The sequence below is a fragment of the Paraburkholderia ginsengiterrae genome (assembly GCF_001645125.1).
GTDB lineage: Bacteria > Pseudomonadota > Gammaproteobacteria > Burkholderiales > Burkholderiaceae > Paraburkholderia > Paraburkholderia ginsengiterrae.
The window spans coordinates 148092-165449 of the sequence record NZ_LXKA01000044.1 but is presented as its reverse complement, the minus strand read 5'-3'; the positions used below and the strand labels follow the sequence as shown (position 1 = coordinate 165449).

The 17358-nt window shown below is 59.4% G+C and carries 14 protein-coding genes and 5 pseudogenes; 12 read left to right on the top strand and 7 right to left on the bottom strand.

Features of this window, described 5'->3' with window-relative positions; translation table 11 throughout:
• Positions 1–224 precede the first annotated feature (224 nt).
• From A6V37_RS40440 to A6V37_RS03575, 3 genes are all read left to right on the top strand, one after another.
• Entirely contained in the window at positions 225–368 is a 144-nt protein-coding gene (locus A6V37_RS40440) for a hypothetical protein (RefSeq protein ID WP_242665744.1), read from the top strand.
• Between the two features lie 10 nt (positions 369–378).
• Positions 379–1632 carry a DUF3734 domain-containing protein gene (locus tag A6V37_RS03580; RefSeq protein WP_064266222.1) on the top strand — a complete coding sequence of 418 codons (1254 nt, stop codon included), beginning with the start codon at positions 379–381 and terminating at the stop codon, positions 1630–1632.
• Positions 1633–1996: 364 nt separating this feature from the next.
• The gene (locus A6V37_RS03575; RefSeq protein ID WP_064266221.1) at positions 1997–2521 is read left to right on the top strand and encodes a hypothetical protein; all 525 of its coding nucleotides are present in this window, start codon (positions 1997–1999) and stop codon (positions 2519–2521) included.
• 66 nt (positions 2522–2587) lie between these two features.
• On the opposite strand, the gene A6V37_RS03570 is transcribed toward A6V37_RS03575, so the two are convergent.
• Entirely contained in the window at positions 2588–4114 is a 1527-nt protein-coding gene (locus A6V37_RS03570) for a CoA-acylating methylmalonate-semialdehyde dehydrogenase (RefSeq protein WP_064266220.1), read from the bottom strand.
• Between the two features lie 348 nt (positions 4115–4462).
• Positions 4463–5044 (bottom strand): carbonic anhydrase, encoded by a 582-nt coding sequence (locus A6V37_RS03565; protein WP_064266219.1) that lies wholly within the window; start codon positions 5042–5044, stop codon positions 4463–4465.
• 741 nt (positions 5045–5785) lie between these two features.
• On the opposite strand from A6V37_RS03565, the pseudogene A6V37_RS03560 reads away from it, so the two are divergent.
• Positions 5786–6112 (top strand): annotated as a pseudogene (locus A6V37_RS03560) (amidase); the annotation flags it as partial.
• Positions 6113–6266: 154 nt separating this feature from the next.
• Positions 6267–6497 (top strand): hypothetical protein, encoded by a 231-nt coding sequence (locus A6V37_RS03555; RefSeq protein ID WP_064266217.1) that lies wholly within the window; start codon positions 6267–6269, stop codon positions 6495–6497.
• A 156-nt stretch (positions 6498–6653) separates the two neighbouring features.
• Here A6V37_RS03555 and A6V37_RS03550 read toward each other — a convergent pair whose 3' ends face one another.
• Positions 6654–6974, bottom strand: coding sequence for a DUF4148 domain-containing protein (locus A6V37_RS03550; protein ID WP_064266216.1), 321 nt, complete (start codon positions 6972–6974; stop codon positions 6654–6656).
• 953 nt (positions 6975–7927) lie between these two features.
• On the opposite strand from A6V37_RS03550, the gene A6V37_RS38745 reads away from it, so the two are divergent.
• From A6V37_RS38745 to A6V37_RS03530, 3 genes are all read left to right on the top strand, one after another.
• On the top strand, positions 7928–8386 hold the full coding sequence (locus A6V37_RS38745; protein WP_075643405.1) for a universal stress protein: 459 nt from the start codon (positions 7928–7930) through the stop codon (positions 8384–8386).
• Positions 8387–8878: 492 nt separating this feature from the next.
• A complete protein-coding gene (locus A6V37_RS03540) occupies positions 8879–9232 on the top strand; it encodes a BON domain-containing protein (protein WP_064266214.1) in 354 nt (117 codons plus the stop codon).
• An 842-nt stretch (positions 9233–10074) separates the two neighbouring features.
• Positions 10075–10275: a hypothetical protein gene (locus tag A6V37_RS03530; protein ID WP_064266212.1), complete on the top strand. Its 201-nt coding sequence runs from the start codon at positions 10075–10077 to the stop codon at positions 10273–10275.
• An 827-nt stretch (positions 10276–11102) separates the two neighbouring features.
• On the opposite strand, the gene A6V37_RS03525 is transcribed toward A6V37_RS03530, so the two are convergent.
• Positions 11103–11405 (bottom strand): hypothetical protein, encoded by a 303-nt coding sequence (locus A6V37_RS03525; RefSeq protein WP_064266211.1) that lies wholly within the window; start codon positions 11403–11405, stop codon positions 11103–11105.
• Between the two features lie 524 nt (positions 11406–11929).
• Between A6V37_RS03525 and A6V37_RS03520 the strand changes: the two are divergent.
• The 3 genes and pseudogenes from A6V37_RS03520 to A6V37_RS03510 form a co-directional block, all read left to right on the top strand.
• A pseudogene (locus A6V37_RS03520) lies at positions 11930–12322 on the top strand (RNA polymerase sigma factor region1.1 domain-containing protein); the annotation flags it as partial.
• Positions 12323–12478: 156 nt separating this feature from the next.
• Positions 12479–12717: pseudogene (locus A6V37_RS39855) on the top strand (transposase); the annotation flags it as partial.
• Positions 12718–12889: 172 nt separating this feature from the next.
• Positions 12890–14317, top strand: a complete 1428-nt coding sequence (locus tag A6V37_RS03510) for an aminotransferase-like domain-containing protein (protein ID WP_064266208.1) — start codon at positions 12890–12892, stop codon at positions 14315–14317.
• A gap of 93 nt (positions 14318–14410) precedes the next feature.
• On the opposite strand, the gene A6V37_RS03505 is transcribed toward A6V37_RS03510, so the two are convergent.
• The gene (locus tag A6V37_RS03505) at positions 14411–14614 is read right to left on the bottom strand and encodes a DUF2970 domain-containing protein (protein ID WP_064266207.1); all 204 of its coding nucleotides are present in this window, start codon (positions 14612–14614) and stop codon (positions 14411–14413) included.
• Positions 14615–15119: 505 nt separating this feature from the next.
• Positions 15120–15323, bottom strand: a pseudogene (locus tag A6V37_RS43090) (integrase); the annotation flags it as partial.
• Position 15324: 1 nt separating this feature from the next.
• On the opposite strand from A6V37_RS43090, the pseudogene A6V37_RS40425 reads away from it, so the two are divergent.
• A pseudogene (locus A6V37_RS40425) lies at positions 15325–15444 on the top strand (IS66 family transposase); the annotation flags it as partial.
• 93 nt (positions 15445–15537) lie between these two features.
• Here A6V37_RS40425 and atzF read toward each other — a convergent pair.
• Positions 15538–17343 (bottom strand): allophanate hydrolase, encoded by a 1806-nt coding sequence (gene atzF / locus A6V37_RS03500; RefSeq protein ID WP_064266206.1) that lies wholly within the window; start codon positions 17341–17343, stop codon positions 15538–15540.
• Positions 17344–17358 lie beyond the last annotated feature (15 nt).

The window sequence follows — 17358 nt, the reverse complement described above, 5'->3', positions numbered from 1 at the left end:
GCGCACAACGCCACGTTCCTGATTCCATTACAACGTTGCGTATCCTGCTTGGACAACGGCTCATGCAACGATGGCACTCTTCCTGTACGGCAACAAACTGCGCAACTAATTATGTGACACAGTAAGACTAACAGTGTGTTGAGGAATAACACCTGCTGCCGCGTGCACATTGCCTCTACTATTCGATCAACGCGACATGCGCCGATGCTTGTAAAGGAAACCATATGAACCTCACTTCGATCCGCGACGACGCCTTTGCAATGCGTGTTCACAATCAAGCCTATCCCCGCCCGCCGTACCGCTTGATCAATCGGGAATACTTTACCGGCCAGTCTGTAATCCTCAGCCACGGCTGGGCGATGCAATAAGGAGTCAAATATGCGTAACAGCACAAACAAAACTAACCTGCAGCCGGATGCATTCGTGCTGCCACGCTACGACGAAACTGCCCTGGTGCTTCAGGGCGGTGGTGCGCTCGGGTCTTACCAGGCAGGCGTCTACGAGGGCCTGGCCGAGGCCGGATTGCACCCGAACTGGATCGCCGGCGTTTCGATCGGCGCGCTGAACACGGCGATCATTGCCGGCAATGCGCCGGAGAAACGCGTGGAAGCGTTACGCGGATTCTGGAATTCGATCTGCCATCCGCGCGACTGGGTGGGTGGTCTGGGTGCATGGACGCTTCCGGGCCCTGGAATGCACGACCTGTCACGCAAGTGGGCAAGCTTTTGGGCAGCCGGCCGCGCGTTGACTGAGGGCCAGCCGGGCTTTTTCTCGCCGCGTTTTCCCTTGCCGATGGCAGGTTTCGGCAAGCAAACTCCCAACCTGGTCAGTTACTACGAGACGGCCGTACTGAAGCAAACGCTGTTGAAGTTCGCCGATTTCGATCGGATCAACGATGGGGACATCCGTGTTTCCGTAGGCGCGGTGAACGTACGGACCGGCAATCTGGTGTACTTCGACAACACGAAAATGCGCCTGAAACCGGAGCATTTCATGGCGTCGGGTGCCTTGCCGCCGGGCTTTCCGGCGGTTGAGATCGACGGCGAGTACTACTGGGACGGCGGCCTCGTTTCCAATACGCCGCTGACCGAGGTGCTTCGCGACACCGAGCACAAGGATGCACTAGTGTTTCAGGTCGACCTGTGGAGCGCGAGAGGCCGTGCGCCGGGGGACTTCCTCGATGTGTCGGGACGTGTCAAAGACATCCAGTACTCAAGCCGCACACGGGCGATTACCAGCTTGCTGGCGGATCGTCAGAAACATGCGCGGTTCATCAATGAGCTGCTCGCGCATGTTCCGCCCGATCTGCGCAGGACCGATCCGCTTTTCCGTCTCGCTGAAGAAGCGGCCGACGGCAGCGCGATCAATGTGGTGCACTTAATCTACAAGAACAAGCCGTATGAAGGGCATTACAAGGATTTCGAGTTCAGCATCGACACGATGCACGAGCATTGGGAAAGCGGTCTCGAAGACATCCGCGATTCGTTTGCCCATCGGGAGTGGTTCGATGTGCCGAGCCGCGAAGAGGGTTTCGTGACGCATGACGTGCATCGCCGGCCTGGCTTCGTGCTGCAATCTGATCGTGACACGCCTGTCTTGCCCCTTGGAGTGGAACAAAAAATCGCCGCTTGAAAGGGACCGATCGGGCGCAAGCGGTCCCCTTTGGCTACATTCGATTCGAGAGTGTAGTGATCGGAACAAACACAGGCATCTGAAGCTTGATGCAGGAGGCACGAAAAAGTGGCCACGTAGTTGAGGTTAGGCACTGTTCCTGACCGTCACAAGTGTTGTAACCACGGCAGTGTGGACCTTGGTCGCCTGCGCGGAGATAGTAGCCACACCCGCTACGAACTGAAGTCTGACTTCGGGCCCTTGAGCAGCCTCCCTTGCAAACTGCTCAATGGTGGAAGCGGGGTTTTTTTAACCCAATTATCAGACATGTCAGATAAATGTCGATGACTGGCAGGAAGTTCGATTTCAGACTAAAGGCCGCAACATGAATCCGCCGACCAACCCGCGCGCGCAGGCGCCCTTGACCTGCGCGAAGTGCGACACTCACCAGGGAACCTCGCGGATGCCATGGGACTTCATTGTCCGCAGCCTCGCAATAATTTTGCTGACAGTTTGTCCGGCGATCATATGCGCTTACCTTGCGCAGACCTCATCAAATTGGCATCTGTTTGAACGGTCCGGATCGATAATAACAATCATCGGCCTTTTGATAGCATCGCGCCGCTATATTGAACACACCGTGACGGATCTGGTTGTCGCCGACACAAAGGAGGACGCCGGATTCAAGCCTGGTAAAGTTTTGAGCGACATCCTGGATGCCAAGCGCGGGCTAACGCTTTCGGCGTTTGGGACGCTCATTTGGGGATGGGGAATATTTCTGCAATGGTGGAGCTTCGGCGTGCTGGCGCTGTGGATGGCATTTGTGATCTACCGGGCATTTCATGACCCAGTTTTGCAATGCCTTCGGGAGCACGTGGTGCCGCCGTGCAGATCCACTCCAGGCGCTTGAAGCAAGGGAATGGCGGCGCGCCTTCATCGGTTGGCGAGCACGCAACCGGCGTGCTCGCAGCAACCATCAGGCCCCGGCCACGGGCATCGTGAACTCCGCACCTTTGGCGATGCTGTCGGGCCACCGCTGCATGACGCTCTTGTAGCGCGTGAAAAAGCGCACGGCTTCCTGGCCGTACTGGTGATGATCGCCGAACAGCGATCGCTTCCAGCCCCCGAACGAATGCCACGCCGACGGCGCGGGCGCCGCCACATTGATGCCCACCATGCCCACGCGAATCTGCCGGGAGAATACGCGCGCCGAACCGCCATCGGTTGTGAATAGCGATACACAGTTCCCCAGTTCGTGCGCGTTGACGAGTGCAATCGCACTTGCAAGGTCAGGCACGCGAACAACCGAAAGCACCGGCCCGAAAATCTCTTCCCGATAGATGCTCATCTCAGGCTTCACATTGTCAAAGAGCGAGCCGCCGAGAAAGAAACCCTCCTCGTGACCGGACACGGTATGCCCGCGACCATCGACGACGAGCCGGGCACCTGCTGCGACACCCGCATCGATATAGCCAAACACCTTGGCGCGATGCGCAGCAGTGACGAGCGGCCCCATGTCCAGATCGGGCTCCAGGCTGCCACCGATCCTGAGCGAGCGCACGCGCGGTATGAGACGCTCGACCACCTCGTCGCCAGTACGTCCTACCGCCACCACGACTGAGGTCGCCATGCAGCGCTCGCCTGCCGAGCCATACGCCGAGCCAATCAACGCATCGATGGTTTGATCGAGGTTGGCATCAGGCATGACGATCGCATGGTTCTTTGCGCTGCCCAGCGCCTGCACGCGCTTGCCACGCTTTGCGCCTTCGCCATAGATGTATTCGGCCGTCGGCGTCGAAGCGACGACAGATATCGCGGCCACATCGGGGTGCTCGATCAGCGCATCCACGGCGTCCTTGTTGCCATGCACGACATTGAACACACCTTTGGGCACGCCCGCCTCGATGAACAGTTCGGCCAACCGGATCGATGGCGACGGTGTGCGCTCAGAGGGCTTGAGCACGAACGTGTTACCGCATGCGGCCGCCATCACGAACATCCAGCACGGCACCATCATCGGGAAATTGAAGGGCGTGACGCCCGCGGCCACGCCGAGCGGCTGACGCAAATTCCAGCTGTCGATGTCGCCGCCGATCTGATCGGTGAAATCGGTCTTAAGCAGGTTCGGAATGCCGCACGCGAATTCGACGACTTCGATACCGCGCAGCACCTCGCCCTTCGCGTCCGAAAACAACTTGCCGTGGTCGCGCGCAACGAGCTCGGCAAGTTCGTCCTGATGCTCGTCAAGCAACTGCTTGAACCTGAACAGCAGACGCGCGCGCTTCAGCGGCGCGGTCTCGCTCCAGGCCGGGAACGCGGCTTTCGCAGCCGCGACAGCGACGGCAACGTCAGCCGCGTTTGCGAATGGCACGCGGGCCGCGACCCGGCCTTGCACCGGATCGAATACGTCGCCGAACCGCCCGCTCACGCCATCGACGCGTTGACCGTCGATGAAATGACCTAGCTCGCGCACGCGCGTGTCACCTTGATTTGCGTCGCTCATACAGTTGCTCCTATTGAGGGATGCGGTGCCGCCGGCGCCATGTATCCATCTCACGCAGCGTAGGCTCCGCGCCGCATCATGTCGAGCGCAGCGGCGGTCGAAAATGGGATTCGTTGTTGCATGAACGGAAAAACCGAATTCGTTGCGACGTGACTGGCCGCGTCCGGTGCTACCCTTCAGTGCCATCCAGTCCGCGTCAACTTGTGCAAAACCCCGGGAGGGCCGATGATAAGAATAAAGATGGCCAGTACAACGAATGTACCCGCGCGATCGCAGTCGATCCGAAAGCACAGGGCCGCTTCGTCGAGGACCCGTCGCACCGCCGCATTTACTCGTTCACACCGCGATCTATGCAGGAATGTCCCGCACCACTTCGGTCAACTTGCCGGAACTGATTTCGTAGAAGAAGCCGTAGAGCTTGACGTGCTTCGGCACTGCCGGGCTCGAACGAAGCAACTTGATATCATAGTTGAGCGACTCCTCGAAATCCATGATGGCGAGGCTATCGCGATCAAACAACGTCGAGATATCAGCGTGATGATGATCATGAAACTCCTCGATCATCAGCTCCGGCGTCAGGGTCGTCGTACCGCAGAACGAGTGGTGAACTACAACGACTCTTTTGACATCAAATAGATAATCCATCGCCGCCACGGACGCTAGAGCGAAGGTGGCGCGTCCACCCGCGTTGGTCGCGGCAAACAGTGTTCGCGTGGATCCAACTCGAGTGCCATTTTCGTCGATGATGATTTCTCCCGGGTAGACCTCGTCGCCAAAATAGTCGGCGACGGCCCGTGGGATTTCGACCGCCCGAGGGTCAAGGCAGTGGATCACAAGTGTCTTCATCGGGATAGCCTGGTTCGCTCCCTCGAAGGTCTTCATATCGAACCCGGGTAGGTTCCTGTACTCGTAATCGCTGAACTTGCCCATTTTCCTGCTCCGTTGGCGTTTAACCAGGGTATAGAACATCGCCCCAGGAAGTTACTTTCGAATCCGTAACTTGTCGAAGGCATCCGTTCAAAAAGACTACTTTCGAAAAAGCTCGAGCAGCCGAATTGGCGGATCAAATGTCCGTTGAACCTCGGGAGCAACCGTCCTTTGGTCGAGGCGACGTTCGTCCGTCAAGGGTTGTTTGCGGGCCGTCGGGGGTGTATTCAATTCTGGGCGAGTTTTGACGCGAAAACATCATCGCCCGTGGCAATTCAATTGTTCCCTTCAGTCAACCATGCGTCAGGCGAGCTTGTCCGCAATGGCCGACCGACTCACGAAACAGAAGAAAGAACGGTCGTTGTACTTCGGAAGCGGTCGGTGCTGTGGCAAAAGTCCGAACGGCGGCTCACGGTCGCCGTGTGAAAACGCGCGCTGGATGCGGCGTTCTAAAAATTCGCCCCTTCAGATCGCGCCATATTGGCCTGGCGGCAACTCGGGAAGAGTAAAGCGACACCCGAAAACTGAGTGCTTTTGCGTTTTCACGCGGCCTCGGTCGTCAAGCCCCCCTCGCCCTCTCTGAACAAAGCCTCATCGGCACGTTGCCGGGAGCCAACTGCGCCGCGCGGCAGTCCTTCGATTTCCGCGCTTTCCCGGCAGTCCAGTCAATTCTGTGCTTTCGAGTCTAGGTAGCTGTGCGCTAGTCCAACGAATTCCGTTTGCCGACAGAGGAACGCCGAAAGACGCCCTTCAACCTTGACGCGTCAATGGCGTCTATTCCTCGCCTGGTATCCGGTGCTGTTGCTGCGGGTTTCGGCTGAACTGCCTTTCCCTGACGGGCTTGACTTGCAGGGCGACGCGGCTTTCCAGCGTGTGTGGGAAGCGCAACTCACGTTGAGAGCACTGCCGGCCATGGGATTGCCGGGATTGACTGTTTCTACGAACCTTGTTGGTTCAGTCCCGGTCGGCGTACAGATCGTCGCCGCTCACTGGGAAGATTTGTGTTTGCAGGCGGACAACGCGATAGAGGCACAAGGTACGCCTCCCTCTCCGATCGATCCCATGACATAGCCAGGTGCGAAGAGAGTCCGCGCGATCAGGCCGCAGGGCTTTGGCGGGGCACGTCGCGCGGACTTGCCAACGGCCACCCGACGCATCTTCAATCCCTGGATCGAGCGAGATCGTACAAACGATCGCTTATCGACCTGATCGCGCGATTGCGCAGATGTTCCTGTCGATAGAGTCCGGCAGCAAAAACAACGGCAACGACCAGAACCGGGAGTCCTATAGCGACACCGACAATCGTCTCGACCATGGTTGGCTCTATTCCTGGAAGGCTGTGACAAACATCATGGTTGCCTACCGCCGGAGACAGAACGTCGATACCGCAATGCCAGACCTTGACCATTTCTACACTGCGTTGCGGCAACAGCAACAACTGCCTGGTCAGATCTAGCCGTCAGAGTCCGAGGGGCGGAAAGACGGATGTGACACCTGCCCGCCAGTTGATGTGATCCCGATGGCAACGCAGTTTGATAAGAGCCGGCGCGCCGGCGTTCAGCGCGTCCGCATTGCAATGCATCGAGGCCGGGTGGACCGCCAGCCTGACGGTTTAGCGACCGAAGTAAATCGACTTCGCGCCCGCAGCGACTTCAGGGCGACCCGACTGTGAAGCGCCGTTGGCGACCCCACCGACGTCACTGGTTGCAGCCTGCGCCGTGCCGTTTTGCGCAGCTACGCGAGCCTCTGCAGCCTGAAGCTGCACCGGGTAGGTTGTGTTGTCACTTGCAGACGGGTTATAACCGGCCTTTTCCAGTTGCACGAGTTCGGCACGTACCTGTGCACGGGTCACGGGTTGGTTCGACTGCGCGAACGAAGCGACCGGAGCGGCGATAACGAGGGCAACAGCAACAGCTTTGATGAGCGAGTTCATGATGACTACCTCCAGATTGTTTTCTGCGGAGCTACAAACACGTTTGTCTGCAGCCGTTGAATACAGTCTAGAGAGAGCGGGAATCAGGGTAAATACCTAATTTTCAAATTCACTGTTAGCAAAAACCTGCCAATGGGTGATGGCAGGTCAGCACAGACCCGACGACGGGGCTTTTGTCAGGCTGCCCGGGTGGCGGGTGGTCGGTTAGGCGGTACATGGACAGCTTGCCAGAGCCGGGTCCCTGGGCGCATGGCAACCCCATCCATTGCACAGAGGAGACCAGGCGTTTGCCCAGTCGCCTGCTTTCGCACGCCTGTCTCGCTTGTCCAAGGGTCTTTGCACCAAGGGCCTGGGAAGCGAGCAGAATCACCGCCACATTCAGCCATTCGGCACAGCCTCCCAGATTGCCAACAATCAGTCAACGCGCACTGTTGCGGGCGAAGGTTCATCGGCGGTACCGGGGCGACCCGCTTCCGGTGTTTGACAACAGGACCGCTGCGCAACTCGTAGCGGACGACGTGCTGCGATAGACGGTCTAGTGTGACACCCTGGTAGTCCTCGTTGCCCGGGCACGTGCGTTTCAGCCAATGCTCAATTCAACCGGCGACATGCATAGTTTTTCCGATTCACTCGATCGTGTACTTGACAGGGCACTTGCACATTCTGCAATGTACATATTGCGTTTTCGCCAGATACCGAGAGCCTTTTATGGAGCTCGTGGGCTGGGAGGACAAGCTTTCCGTGCTGCGCAAAGCGTGGCATGACGCGCTTGGTGGGCAGTCGCAGGTGGCCGCGCTTGTCGTGGGGGCGCGCCTCGGGACGACCGGCGTCGTGCAAGAGTTCTACCGTTGGCTGAACCAGTTTGAGGATCCCGGCAACTACCGGCCCGACACGCTTCCTGGCGACGATGACAGCCTGCATGTCAATCCGATCTTCGAAGGGGATCTCCAACCATGTTCAATATCCTCCTCGTTCCGCTGGACGGCTCACCCCAGAGTGTCCACGTCATCGACCTGGCCAGCCGCGTGGCGGCGCCAGGTACGGCAACCGTACACCTTCTATGCGTTGTCGACCCATCCTACTTTTTGCCTCCCGGTGACGAAAGCGGTGTCGCGCCCGATGGCCTAACCTATCCGCCCGCACACGCGCAGACATCTTTCGCACAATCCGTCCTGGCTGCCGCAGCCGCACAGCTTGCCGACCGGAATCTCAAGGTGGAACAGCACCTCTGCGCGGGAAATCCTCCGGCCGACGTCGTCATCGAACAGGCCCGGCTGCTAACTGCGGAGGTCATTGTGATGGGACATCACCATTTGTCACGGCTACGCCGCTGGGCCAACCCGTCGACCTGCGGAGAAGTCATCGAGCGGTCGCGTTGTGCGGTACTGATCGAAACCCGGGACAAGGACTAACCTCATGACCCTGGTCTCATGACTCTGCCGATGTCATTCAATGGACCTGCTTGCGCGACCCGTTAAGTCGGCGACGGGGGGCCGCTGAGCCATGTTAGCGAGAGGCTGACGACCGCGATTGACGATACGCACTCGATCGCGCAGTGGTTCACGCAAATGCGTCCGTCTCATCCCGATCATTTACGAGCCGCAACGAACTGCACAAATGATGTCGTAGTCAGGCATGGCAACGTGCATCGGATCGAGAACGCATAGCCAGTTTCCTCGCCAGGACGTCGAGGTAACCCGCTTAGGGCTGCCGTGCACAGCCGCACGTTTCAAGGTATCGTATTGTTCAGCACACCGGTGAGGATTGCCAGGAGCTTCTCCCTATCCCCGTAGTCTGCCCAACATATCGCTTCGACCGCAGAACAGTTCCTCAGAATGTCGGGAAACCCGGCAGCACCGATGTGGAGTAGTGGCTTTATTAGAGGCCGTCATAGGAGATCGTTTATGGACGCAATCAAAACAATCAAGTTAGCGAGCTGCGCGCTGATTGTCCTGGCTTCAGTCAACGCCTATGCGCAGTCCAGCGAAGCCGGCGCAATGGCGCCCGCCGCACCGACCGCGAAGTCGGTCAAGGCGGAAAACCGCGCTTTGGGCAAGAAAGTGCGTGCCGCGCTCGCGAAGGCTGGGGGGATCGATGTTGCCAATGTGACGGTGCGCGCGCGTAACGGCGCTGTGTCGCTGGCAGGCACCGTGCCTGACGCGTCGCAGATTGATCACGCAGCGACCGTCGCGAAGGGCGTTGCGGGCGTCACTTCCGTCGACAACCATTTGACGATTCGCACGGAGGGCGGCCAGTAATCGCGCGAGCGCGTCGGGCGACCGGATCGCCGTCAAGCCTTACCAGGCAAGGTGTTGCCGGTCGCACATTGAATATGTCACTGTTGCCGAACGCGCGGGCACGTCAGTCATCTGGGTCCGGGTATGAGAAAGGAGCTGACGCCACGAAAGGCGGCGGACGGGCCAATTGTAGCCGCTCGCCCCTCCCACAAACCCGTCATTCGAACGGCGGGTCCAGGATCACCGTAGGCCGGGTGAATGTGTTCGACGCACAAACATTCTGGTTGCAGAGTCCAGGTTAACGCGGTGCATCAGAGTCTGCGAACATACAGCGAGAGAGGTTGGCGAGGTACCGCGTCAACGAATTCCCTAACGGGATGTATCTATGTGAAAGTAGTCGATTCCGAGCGGACCTCATGGATTTCTTGCGCGAGGCCGTACCCAGGGCGCTGGCTGAGGATGACGCGGTTCTGTGTCGGTCCGCTCGACCATAGCCCCGAGACAGCGTAGTACATCTGCTCCGATGTGAGTAACGCTTCGCGGTCAGTCGTCTTTGACTGGAATGAAATCACGAATTCGTTTCCCACCAGGAAGCCACGCTCCAGGCACGACGTCGTGAGAATGAGCGGTCATCCTTCCGGTCTCGCGCTTTTCCTGGCCCCGATCCACCTACGACCGCTGCACAAGGCGGCCCAGCAAGCCCTGCAGCCTGATTTTCGATTTGTTCTCGCTGCGCAAGACTGTTTGTCCAGTGCGGGTATTCGAAACCTGAGTCAATGCGCCTACATTTGCCTATATCGGAGCCGTCGGCCCGATCGGCGTTGAAGCCGATATTCAACCGTTATCTACTGGAGAAGTGACAAGTGAAATTCGCAGTGAAAGATGAAATTCGCTCTGACGATATTTTAACTATTGAACATGCGATGAAGACCGTCGACGTCGACGCGAAGGTCAACGTTGATATTGATACGAAGACGGTAAGCGTTGATTCGTGGCTGATGCCTGAAGAGTTTCTTGTCGCTTTCGTCGATGAAGACTATGACGTGACCATTGTTGAAGCGTAGACAGGCGTTTAACAGGATCCGGTGAGGGCATGCAAACCACCCCGGTCGCCTATTCTTGCCAGATGAGAAGCATCGGATCAACGTGACTGACTTTCGACACACGCGACGCGTGTCCTGGTCATTCTACCGAGATTCATCAGCACCAGCTCACGTCTGTCCGGCACCAATAACATACGTGACTTCGACAGAAGTGCGCTGAGTAACATCGATCCCGGTCAAGGGAGCAAAACGTGATCTGCGAGTGTGGTGAGCGCGGCGAAGCGCACCTTTCGTGCGCGATGAGATGATTCCAGCGCATCCTTATCCGACGGGCAGCCTTTGCATCGCAAATCTGTTCGACCTTCTAAATACACGAGATTCTGAAAATTTTGACGTGGTGATTGCTGATCCTGGCGGGCAGAGGGACCTGACGACTTGAGTCACGGGGTCTTGCACAAATTGACGCGGACTGGATGGCACTGGACCTTGCCTTCTTTCGCATGCGGATCTTTGTCATCGTGTACCTGCAATACGAAACACAGATCAGCATCAGAGCGCGTATTAGAAAAGACGCGACTATGAATTTTTTCTGACACCTAGGACGATTTTTTGGATATTTGCCGGATACACCCAGTCGCGCGCCTGGCGCTCGATGAGATCCATAAATGTTGGGGGACCAGTGCAGTAGATCTGAGTGTTGACTGATGGGGCGGCTTGCCGAGGTGTGGCTATCGGAATCGGGCATCGATCATCTCGGGCGCTATCGGTTCGCGGCGTGCGAGAACGGATCGGCCGGCAACGGCGCCTGTTAGCGCGTTAGCCCATTGATTGCGTCGGCGCGAGCGCCCTCACTCGCCCTTGCGCCCCCCGAAGAGCAGCGGCGTCCAGAACGGTTTGAACCACTGCGCCCACAGGGGCTCGGCCTTATGCGGAATGACTGGTTCGCCGCTCGGCGGCTTGCGCGCGAGCAGTTGTTCAAGCGTGGCTTCCGCTATCCGGCGCCCCTCCGCAAAGCTCATATATGCCGGCACCAGTGGGTTCAGTGCAATCGGATCCGCGAGCAGCGCACGCAACGCCTGCTCGTCCATCGCTTCGAGCTGCAGTTCGTACTCGATTTGCAGCGTGCTTTGCAATTCGGCCAAAGTCAGCATGTCGTCCGCCTCCGGGGTTCAGCGACCAAGGTTCATCGCTTCTTCGGGCACACTGCCTACACAGCTCGCCATCGACGAGCGGGCAGCGGCCGCAACCGTCTCCACCATGCTGCCGTCCGGGCGCTTTGCGTACCGCGCTTCGTTCTGTAGCTGAACAGTATGGCGAATTTGTGCAAAGCAGCAAGCACAATTTTCATGCCGGATTGCGACCGGCGAGTTCCGATCCGGAGCGGATACGGTGTCAACTGGTTGTTCAGGGCTCACGACAAGGCGCTGTCATCGAGCGGAATGCGGACAGGCGGCGGATCATTGGTGCAACGCAGCAATTTCTGTTGGCATCAAAAGTCGCGCGTTTTGTGCGCAGTTTCGAACCGGGCCGCCCGTGTGAGCGGGCCGCGTTCTTTGCTCGTTGCGATCCTTGCAAGTCGTCTGCGCCCCAAGCCGTGATCCTGTTCGTGGCGCGCAGGCCGCCATGCCTGTGGCCTTGTCTCGCCATCGCCGCGCAAACCTGTTGAGGAGGACGTATGGCAAGTTTTGATCGGGACGCTTCAGGGCCAGACACGACCGCATCCGCGCGCAAGTCCCCGGCCCGTCGCGCATCGAAGGGCAACGCCGCGGCCGGCGTCGTGCTGATGGACGCCGCATCGACGGCACTGCAGGATGAAGAACGGCAGCGCCAGATGCGCGCCCTGATTCAGTTGGGCAAGGAGCGCGGTTTCCTGACCCACGCGGAAATCAACGATCACCTGCCGGACAACTTCGCGCAAACCGCTGCCATCGAAACCATTGTCAGCACCTTCAATGACATGGGCGTGGCCGTCTACGAGCAGGCTCCCGACGCGGAGACGCTGCTTCTGAACGACGCCGCGCCGGCTGTCATACCGGACGACCAGGCGGACGAGGAGGAAGGGGTGGCCGAAGAGGTTCCTTCGCGGTAAGGAACTCTGGACGATTCGATGCGCAGACTTATGCCACCGGTGATAAGCCCGGGAAGGGCGATCAGTAGTCCACCGGTATAGTATCGAGACAAGGAGAACTGCTACGACCCGCGTTGCCGCGTTGCTGCGTTTCACGTTGAGCGGGAATGTCAGCGCAACATCGAACTGATGTGGCTGACAGGACGCCTGGCGCCTGACTTCAAGATTGTGCCGACTTCAGACGAGATAACGGCCAGCCCATACGCAACGTTTGCCGGCAGTTTGTGGTGCTGTGCCGCCGGTTGGATCTGCTTGCTCAGGCGAGCGTGGCCATTGACGGCAGCAAGTTCAAGGCAGTCAACGCGCATGATCGCAACTTCACCAGCGGCTCTCTCGCGTACACTTTGCTCGGATATCGCGTGTTTCGGGGAAAAACAGACCACGCCGAATTGCATTACCACTGACAGCGTTTTGACAGCTTCGCCGGGTCGTCATATGCGACAGAACATTGCACGACGTCCGGCGACGGCGACCTAACATGGGATAAACATTCGAACAAAACCCATCATGAAACGCTACGAGGTTCTCGCCAACTCCATCGCTGATGGCATCCGGTCTGGGCAGATTCCGATCGGCTCCCGGCTGCCGTCGCTCCGGCAGATCATCGCGCAGCGCGGTGTCAGTCAGTCGACGGTATTCCGCGCGTACTATCTGCTCGAAGAGTGGGGGCTGATCCGCGCCGAAGAGCGCGCGGGCTACTTCGTGACGCCCGGTGCGGCGGTCAAACAGGTGCCGTCGCATCAGGACATGCCCCTTGCCGATTCCACGAAGGTCGACATCAGCGATCTGGTGTTTTCCGTGCTCGATGCCACGAAGCATCCAGACATCGTGCCGCTCGGCTCGGCGTTCCCGTCACCACTGTTGTTCCCTTCAGCTCGCCTGCTCAAATCGCTGACCCAAGGCACGCGCGCGCTCAGCCCATGGAGCACGGTCGTGGATCTGCCGCCCGGCAACGACCATCTTCGCCGCCAGATCGCGTTGCGCTATGTGGCCACCGGCGTGTCGATCCCCCCCGAGGAGATCGTCGTTACCAACGGCGCGCTGGAGGCGCTCAATCTGTGTCTGATGGCCGTCACGCGTCCGGGCGACGTCGTCGCGGTCGAGTCGCCGGGCTTCTACGCGGCCTTGCAGGCCATTGAGCGGCTCGATCTGCGCGCGGTCGAGATTCCGGTCCATCCGGTCACAGGCCTAGACCTCGCCGCGCTCGCCGCTGCGCTCGACAAGCATCCGATTCGCGCATGCTGGTTCATGACCAATTTCCAGAATCCGACCGGCGTCACCCTTTCCGACGAAAAAAAGAAGTCGCTCGTTGACATGCTTGCAGCGCGCGACGTACCACTGATCGAGGACGACGTTTATCAGGAGCTGCACTTCAGCCGTGATCGGCCACTACCTGCGAAAGCCTTCGATAGCAACGGACTGGTCATGCACTGCAGTTCGTTTTCGAAGACGCTTGCACCGGGTTATCGTATCGGTTGGGTGTCCGCTGGACGCTTCGCGGATCGCGTGCAGCGGCTCAAACTGATGACGACGCTCTCGGCCAGCACCCCTGCGCAGGCGGGCATTGCGGACTACCTGGAGCACGGCGGGTTCGACCGCCATCTGCGCAAGCTGCACGCTGCGATGCAGACGCAACGTGCAGCCATGGAGGCGGCTTTGCGGCGTTACCTGCCGCGTGAGGTCCGATGGGTGACGCCCTCGGGCGGTTACTTCCTATGGCTGCAGTTGCCGGACGCGGTCGATGCAATGGCGCTGCACCGGCTCGCGATCGGCCGTGGCATCAGCATCGCGCCCGGTCCGATCTTTTCCGCCAGGCGCGCATTTCAGAATTGCGTCCGGATCAACTTTGGGCATCCCTGGAGCGTCAAGATTGATGGGGCCATATGCGCCCTTGCCGAGATTCTCGATGACCCGGCAGTACACACATCAATCTGATTTATGTTCAGTGCGACCGTGATGAGCCCGTTGCTCTTAAGCCATACACACCAATAGCAGCCGGGTTGCACGGCCAATGCAGCGAACCGCGAATCAGAAGCCCTGCATTGCGCTCGTCGAGTCCGCGACCAGGTGCACAAAGCCGAATATGATCGCGCCGATGACTACAGCCATGAACACGGCCACGAACGGCAGCAGGACAAAGTTCACGTTGGCGAAGTCCGCCTCATGCGACGCACTCTTGCGCACGCCGAAGAAGCTGGAAAGAACGATGCGGACGAGTCGGAGGAATTCCATGGCGCTGCTCCTGTTGGTTTGGAATGCACCCATCATCCGGCCACCCAGGAATCGGAAACAGCAGCAGATTCGTGCAATGCGTGGTAAGCACGGACCGCAATTCGTCGCGGTCCGCTCTGTATGCAGCCGATCCTCTCGCGCGTCAACGTAATTCGCGACGGTGCAGATTGGATGCTTACCGTTTCCTCGCTCACCATTGATATGCCCGCATGGGCATCTCGAACGGCGTCAGCGAGACGGGATGTGACGGACGGAGCGCTATCCGGGCAAGCTGCGGCGTGGGGTCATGGCATTTCCGCAAATCGATACGCGTTCCTTGAATTGCAAGGCTTTCCGAGGCGTGAAACCAGCCTGATTGAGGAAATGAAAGTGGCGTAACCCATTGATTTTTTTGTATTCTCGCGAGGACTCATAATCCGCCTCCGAAAGGACACCGTGGGTTCGACTCCCACCCGGCCCACCAAAAAGTCCCCACTAAATCATAGACTTGTCGGCGTTTCCCCTTCTATGGGGGGCGTTGTGGGGAAGTAAGCGAAGCTTCCAGCCGTGCCATTTCCCAGGCCATTCTGCCCCCATCGATCCATTTCGAGCACGTGTTGAGGAACATCTCCACGCTGTGCCCGAATTGCCTTGCACAGAACGCCGGCGTCATGCCCGCCATCAGCTTCGCCGTCGCGTAGCTGTGTTGCATGTTGTACGGGCGACGGTAGCTGCAGGCCGATGCCTACGGCGGATACCTGGCGATTTACGAAACCGTGCAGGTAGCCGAAGCAGCCTGCTGCGCGCATGCCCGGCGACAGTTCTACGAACTACACGCCGCGCGCCGAACGCTTCCAGACCACAACGGCCGTGTCAATGTCAGGGCCTTCTTGAACGCCATGGAAGCCGCTTGCACATGCTCGCGCATCTGGCCAACGTGCGCGTCAATTGTGCTCACTAGCGAGCCATGCTCGCCAGCCGCCAAACCTCGTGATGTCGGTCCCGGCCTCCAGACCATACGGCTCGCAAACAAAGCCGGTCACCCACGTGCCGTTCGCCAGTTGGACCTTCCCCAGCGCTAGCGGCGAGGGAACGGTTGTGATGAACGAGCCCAGTTCCAGACTGGGCATCTCCCAGACCTCGACTGCGATCGCCGTGCCGCCGCCGGACACCCGCCACATGCCGGGCCGCCTCGTGCCGTCCGGTGCAGCTGCCAGCGCAGACAAGCGATAGTGCAGCGCAGTTTGCGTCGCCTCTACGAGACGCGCGCCGCGGCAAACCAGGTCGCGATTGAGCAGTAAACCTTGCATGTGCGCGCCGCATACCGCGATGCGTACGCGATCATGAGCTGCCGAAGGTGAGCCGCCCGCGTCCAGCCTGCTGCCTCCGACACATTCGATTCCGCTCATCCGTTGCAACGCGTCCGCTACGCTCAGCAGATACTGATCCGTGAATGCGCGGCCAAACACGGTCACGCCCCACGGCAAGCCATTCGTCATGAACGCGGTCGGCGTTGCAACCGCTGCATAGTCGAGCAGATTCATGAAGTTGGTGTAGTAGCCGAGCAACGAGTTCGGCCCAATGGGGTCGCGCTCCAGCTCCGCGAGCGTGACGGGACGCGGATAAGTCGGCGTGAGAACGAAGTCGAGCGATTCGAGCACAGCGTCGCAGGTGGCCTTCAATGCCTGCAGGCGGTATTGCGCGCGAAAGAGTTCGACGGCGGTAGCGCCCGGCGCCTTCGCCAGCACGTCGCGAATGACCGGCAACACGGCCGCCGGGTTCGCCTCCACCAGTTCGCCCACGACGCTGTAGCGCTCCGCGACCCAAGGGCCTTCGTAAAGCAGCTTCGCCGCCTCGACGAATGGCGCGAAGTCGATTTCGACAGCCTCGCCGCCCGCCGCTTCGAGCATTGCGCGAGCATTCGAAAACAACATGGGACTTTCCGCGCAGCCTGCGAATTCGAGTTGCGACGGCACGCCGAACCGGAATTTGCTCAGCGTGCCGAACGCACGTGCGTCGTTCCATTGCGGGTTCTTGCGGCTGTATGCATCGCGAGGATCGGCTTGCGCGGTGAGCGCCAGCAGTTCGCTGGCTTCGCGCGCGGTCGCCGTGAAGTACGTCACGCAATCGAGCGTGCGGCAGGCCGGCACGACGCCGGCGGTGGACAGAAGACCTTTGGTCGGCTTGAGTCCCACGAGGTTGTTTAGCGCCGCCGGCACGCGCCCGGAGCCCGCAGTGTCGGTGCCCAGCGCAAAGCTCGCGACACCCAGCGCGACGGCCAGCGACGACCCCGCACTCGAGCCACCCGACGGATACTCGGGATGCGCGCTGTTGCGGCACTTGCCGTACGGCGAACGCGTGCCGTTCAGCCCAGTGGCGAACTGGTCGAGATTGGTCTTGCCGAGCGGCACGGCGCCTAGCGCGATCAACTGCGCGACGAGCGTCGCGGACTCTGTGGGCGTATAGGCGAACGCGGGACAGGCAGCTGTCGTCGGAATAGCGGCCAGATCGATGTTGTCCTTGATCGCGAACGGAATGCCGTAGAGCGGCAGTGCTTCGATATCCTGTGTTTCCAGCCAGTCCAGATACGGCGCAAGTTCCGTTTCGCTCAAAAGGTGGATGAACAGATGAAACTCGGAATTCAGTGCGGCGGCTTTCGCCAACAACTCGCCAATCAGCTTGCGCGGCGTAAGCGCCCCGGCACGGTAAGCGGCGCGCAGCGTCGGCAGGCGCAGATCGAATGAATACATGGGGTTCTTTCCTCG

Excerpts from the sequence above, each read along its gene's own strand:
- A6V37_RS40440 (WP_242665744.1), top strand. The coding sequence starts at position 225 with ATGAACCTCACTTCGATCCGCGACGACGCCTTTGCAATGCGTGTTCAC.
- A6V37_RS03580 (WP_064266222.1), top strand. The coding sequence starts at position 379 with ATGCGTAACAGCACAAACAAAACTAACCTGCAGCCGGATGCATTCGTG.
- A6V37_RS03575 (WP_064266221.1), top strand. The coding sequence starts at position 1,997 with ATGAATCCGCCGACCAACCCGCGCGCGCAGGCGCCCTTGACCTGCGCG.
- A6V37_RS03570 (WP_064266220.1), bottom strand. The coding sequence starts at position 4,114 with ATGAGCGACGCAAATCAAGGTGACACGCGCGTGCGCGAGCTAGGTCAT.
- A6V37_RS03565 (WP_064266219.1), bottom strand. The coding sequence starts at position 5,044 with ATGGGCAAGTTCAGCGATTACGAGTACAGGAACCTACCCGGGTTCGAT.
- A6V37_RS03555 (WP_064266217.1), top strand. The coding sequence starts at position 6,267 with ATGTTCCTGTCGATAGAGTCCGGCAGCAAAAACAACGGCAACGACCAG.
- A6V37_RS03550 (WP_064266216.1), bottom strand. The coding sequence starts at position 6,974 with ATGAACTCGCTCATCAAAGCTGTTGCTGTTGCCCTCGTTATCGCCGCT.
- A6V37_RS38745 (WP_075643405.1), top strand. The coding sequence starts at position 7,928 with ATGTTCAATATCCTCCTCGTTCCGCTGGACGGCTCACCCCAGAGTGTC.
- A6V37_RS03540 (WP_064266214.1), top strand. The coding sequence starts at position 8,879 with ATGGACGCAATCAAAACAATCAAGTTAGCGAGCTGCGCGCTGATTGTC.
- A6V37_RS03525 (WP_064266211.1), bottom strand. The coding sequence starts at position 11,405 with ATGCTGACTTTGGCCGAATTGCAAAGCACGCTGCAAATCGAGTACGAA.
- A6V37_RS03510 (WP_064266208.1), top strand. The coding sequence starts at position 12,890 with ATGAAACGCTACGAGGTTCTCGCCAACTCCATCGCTGATGGCATCCGG.
- A6V37_RS03505 (WP_064266207.1), bottom strand. The coding sequence starts at position 14,614 with ATGGAATTCCTCCGACTCGTCCGCATCGTTCTTTCCAGCTTCTTCGGC.
- atzF (WP_064266206.1), bottom strand. The coding sequence starts at position 17,343 with ATGTATTCATTCGATCTGCGCCTGCCGACGCTGCGCGCCGCTTACCGT.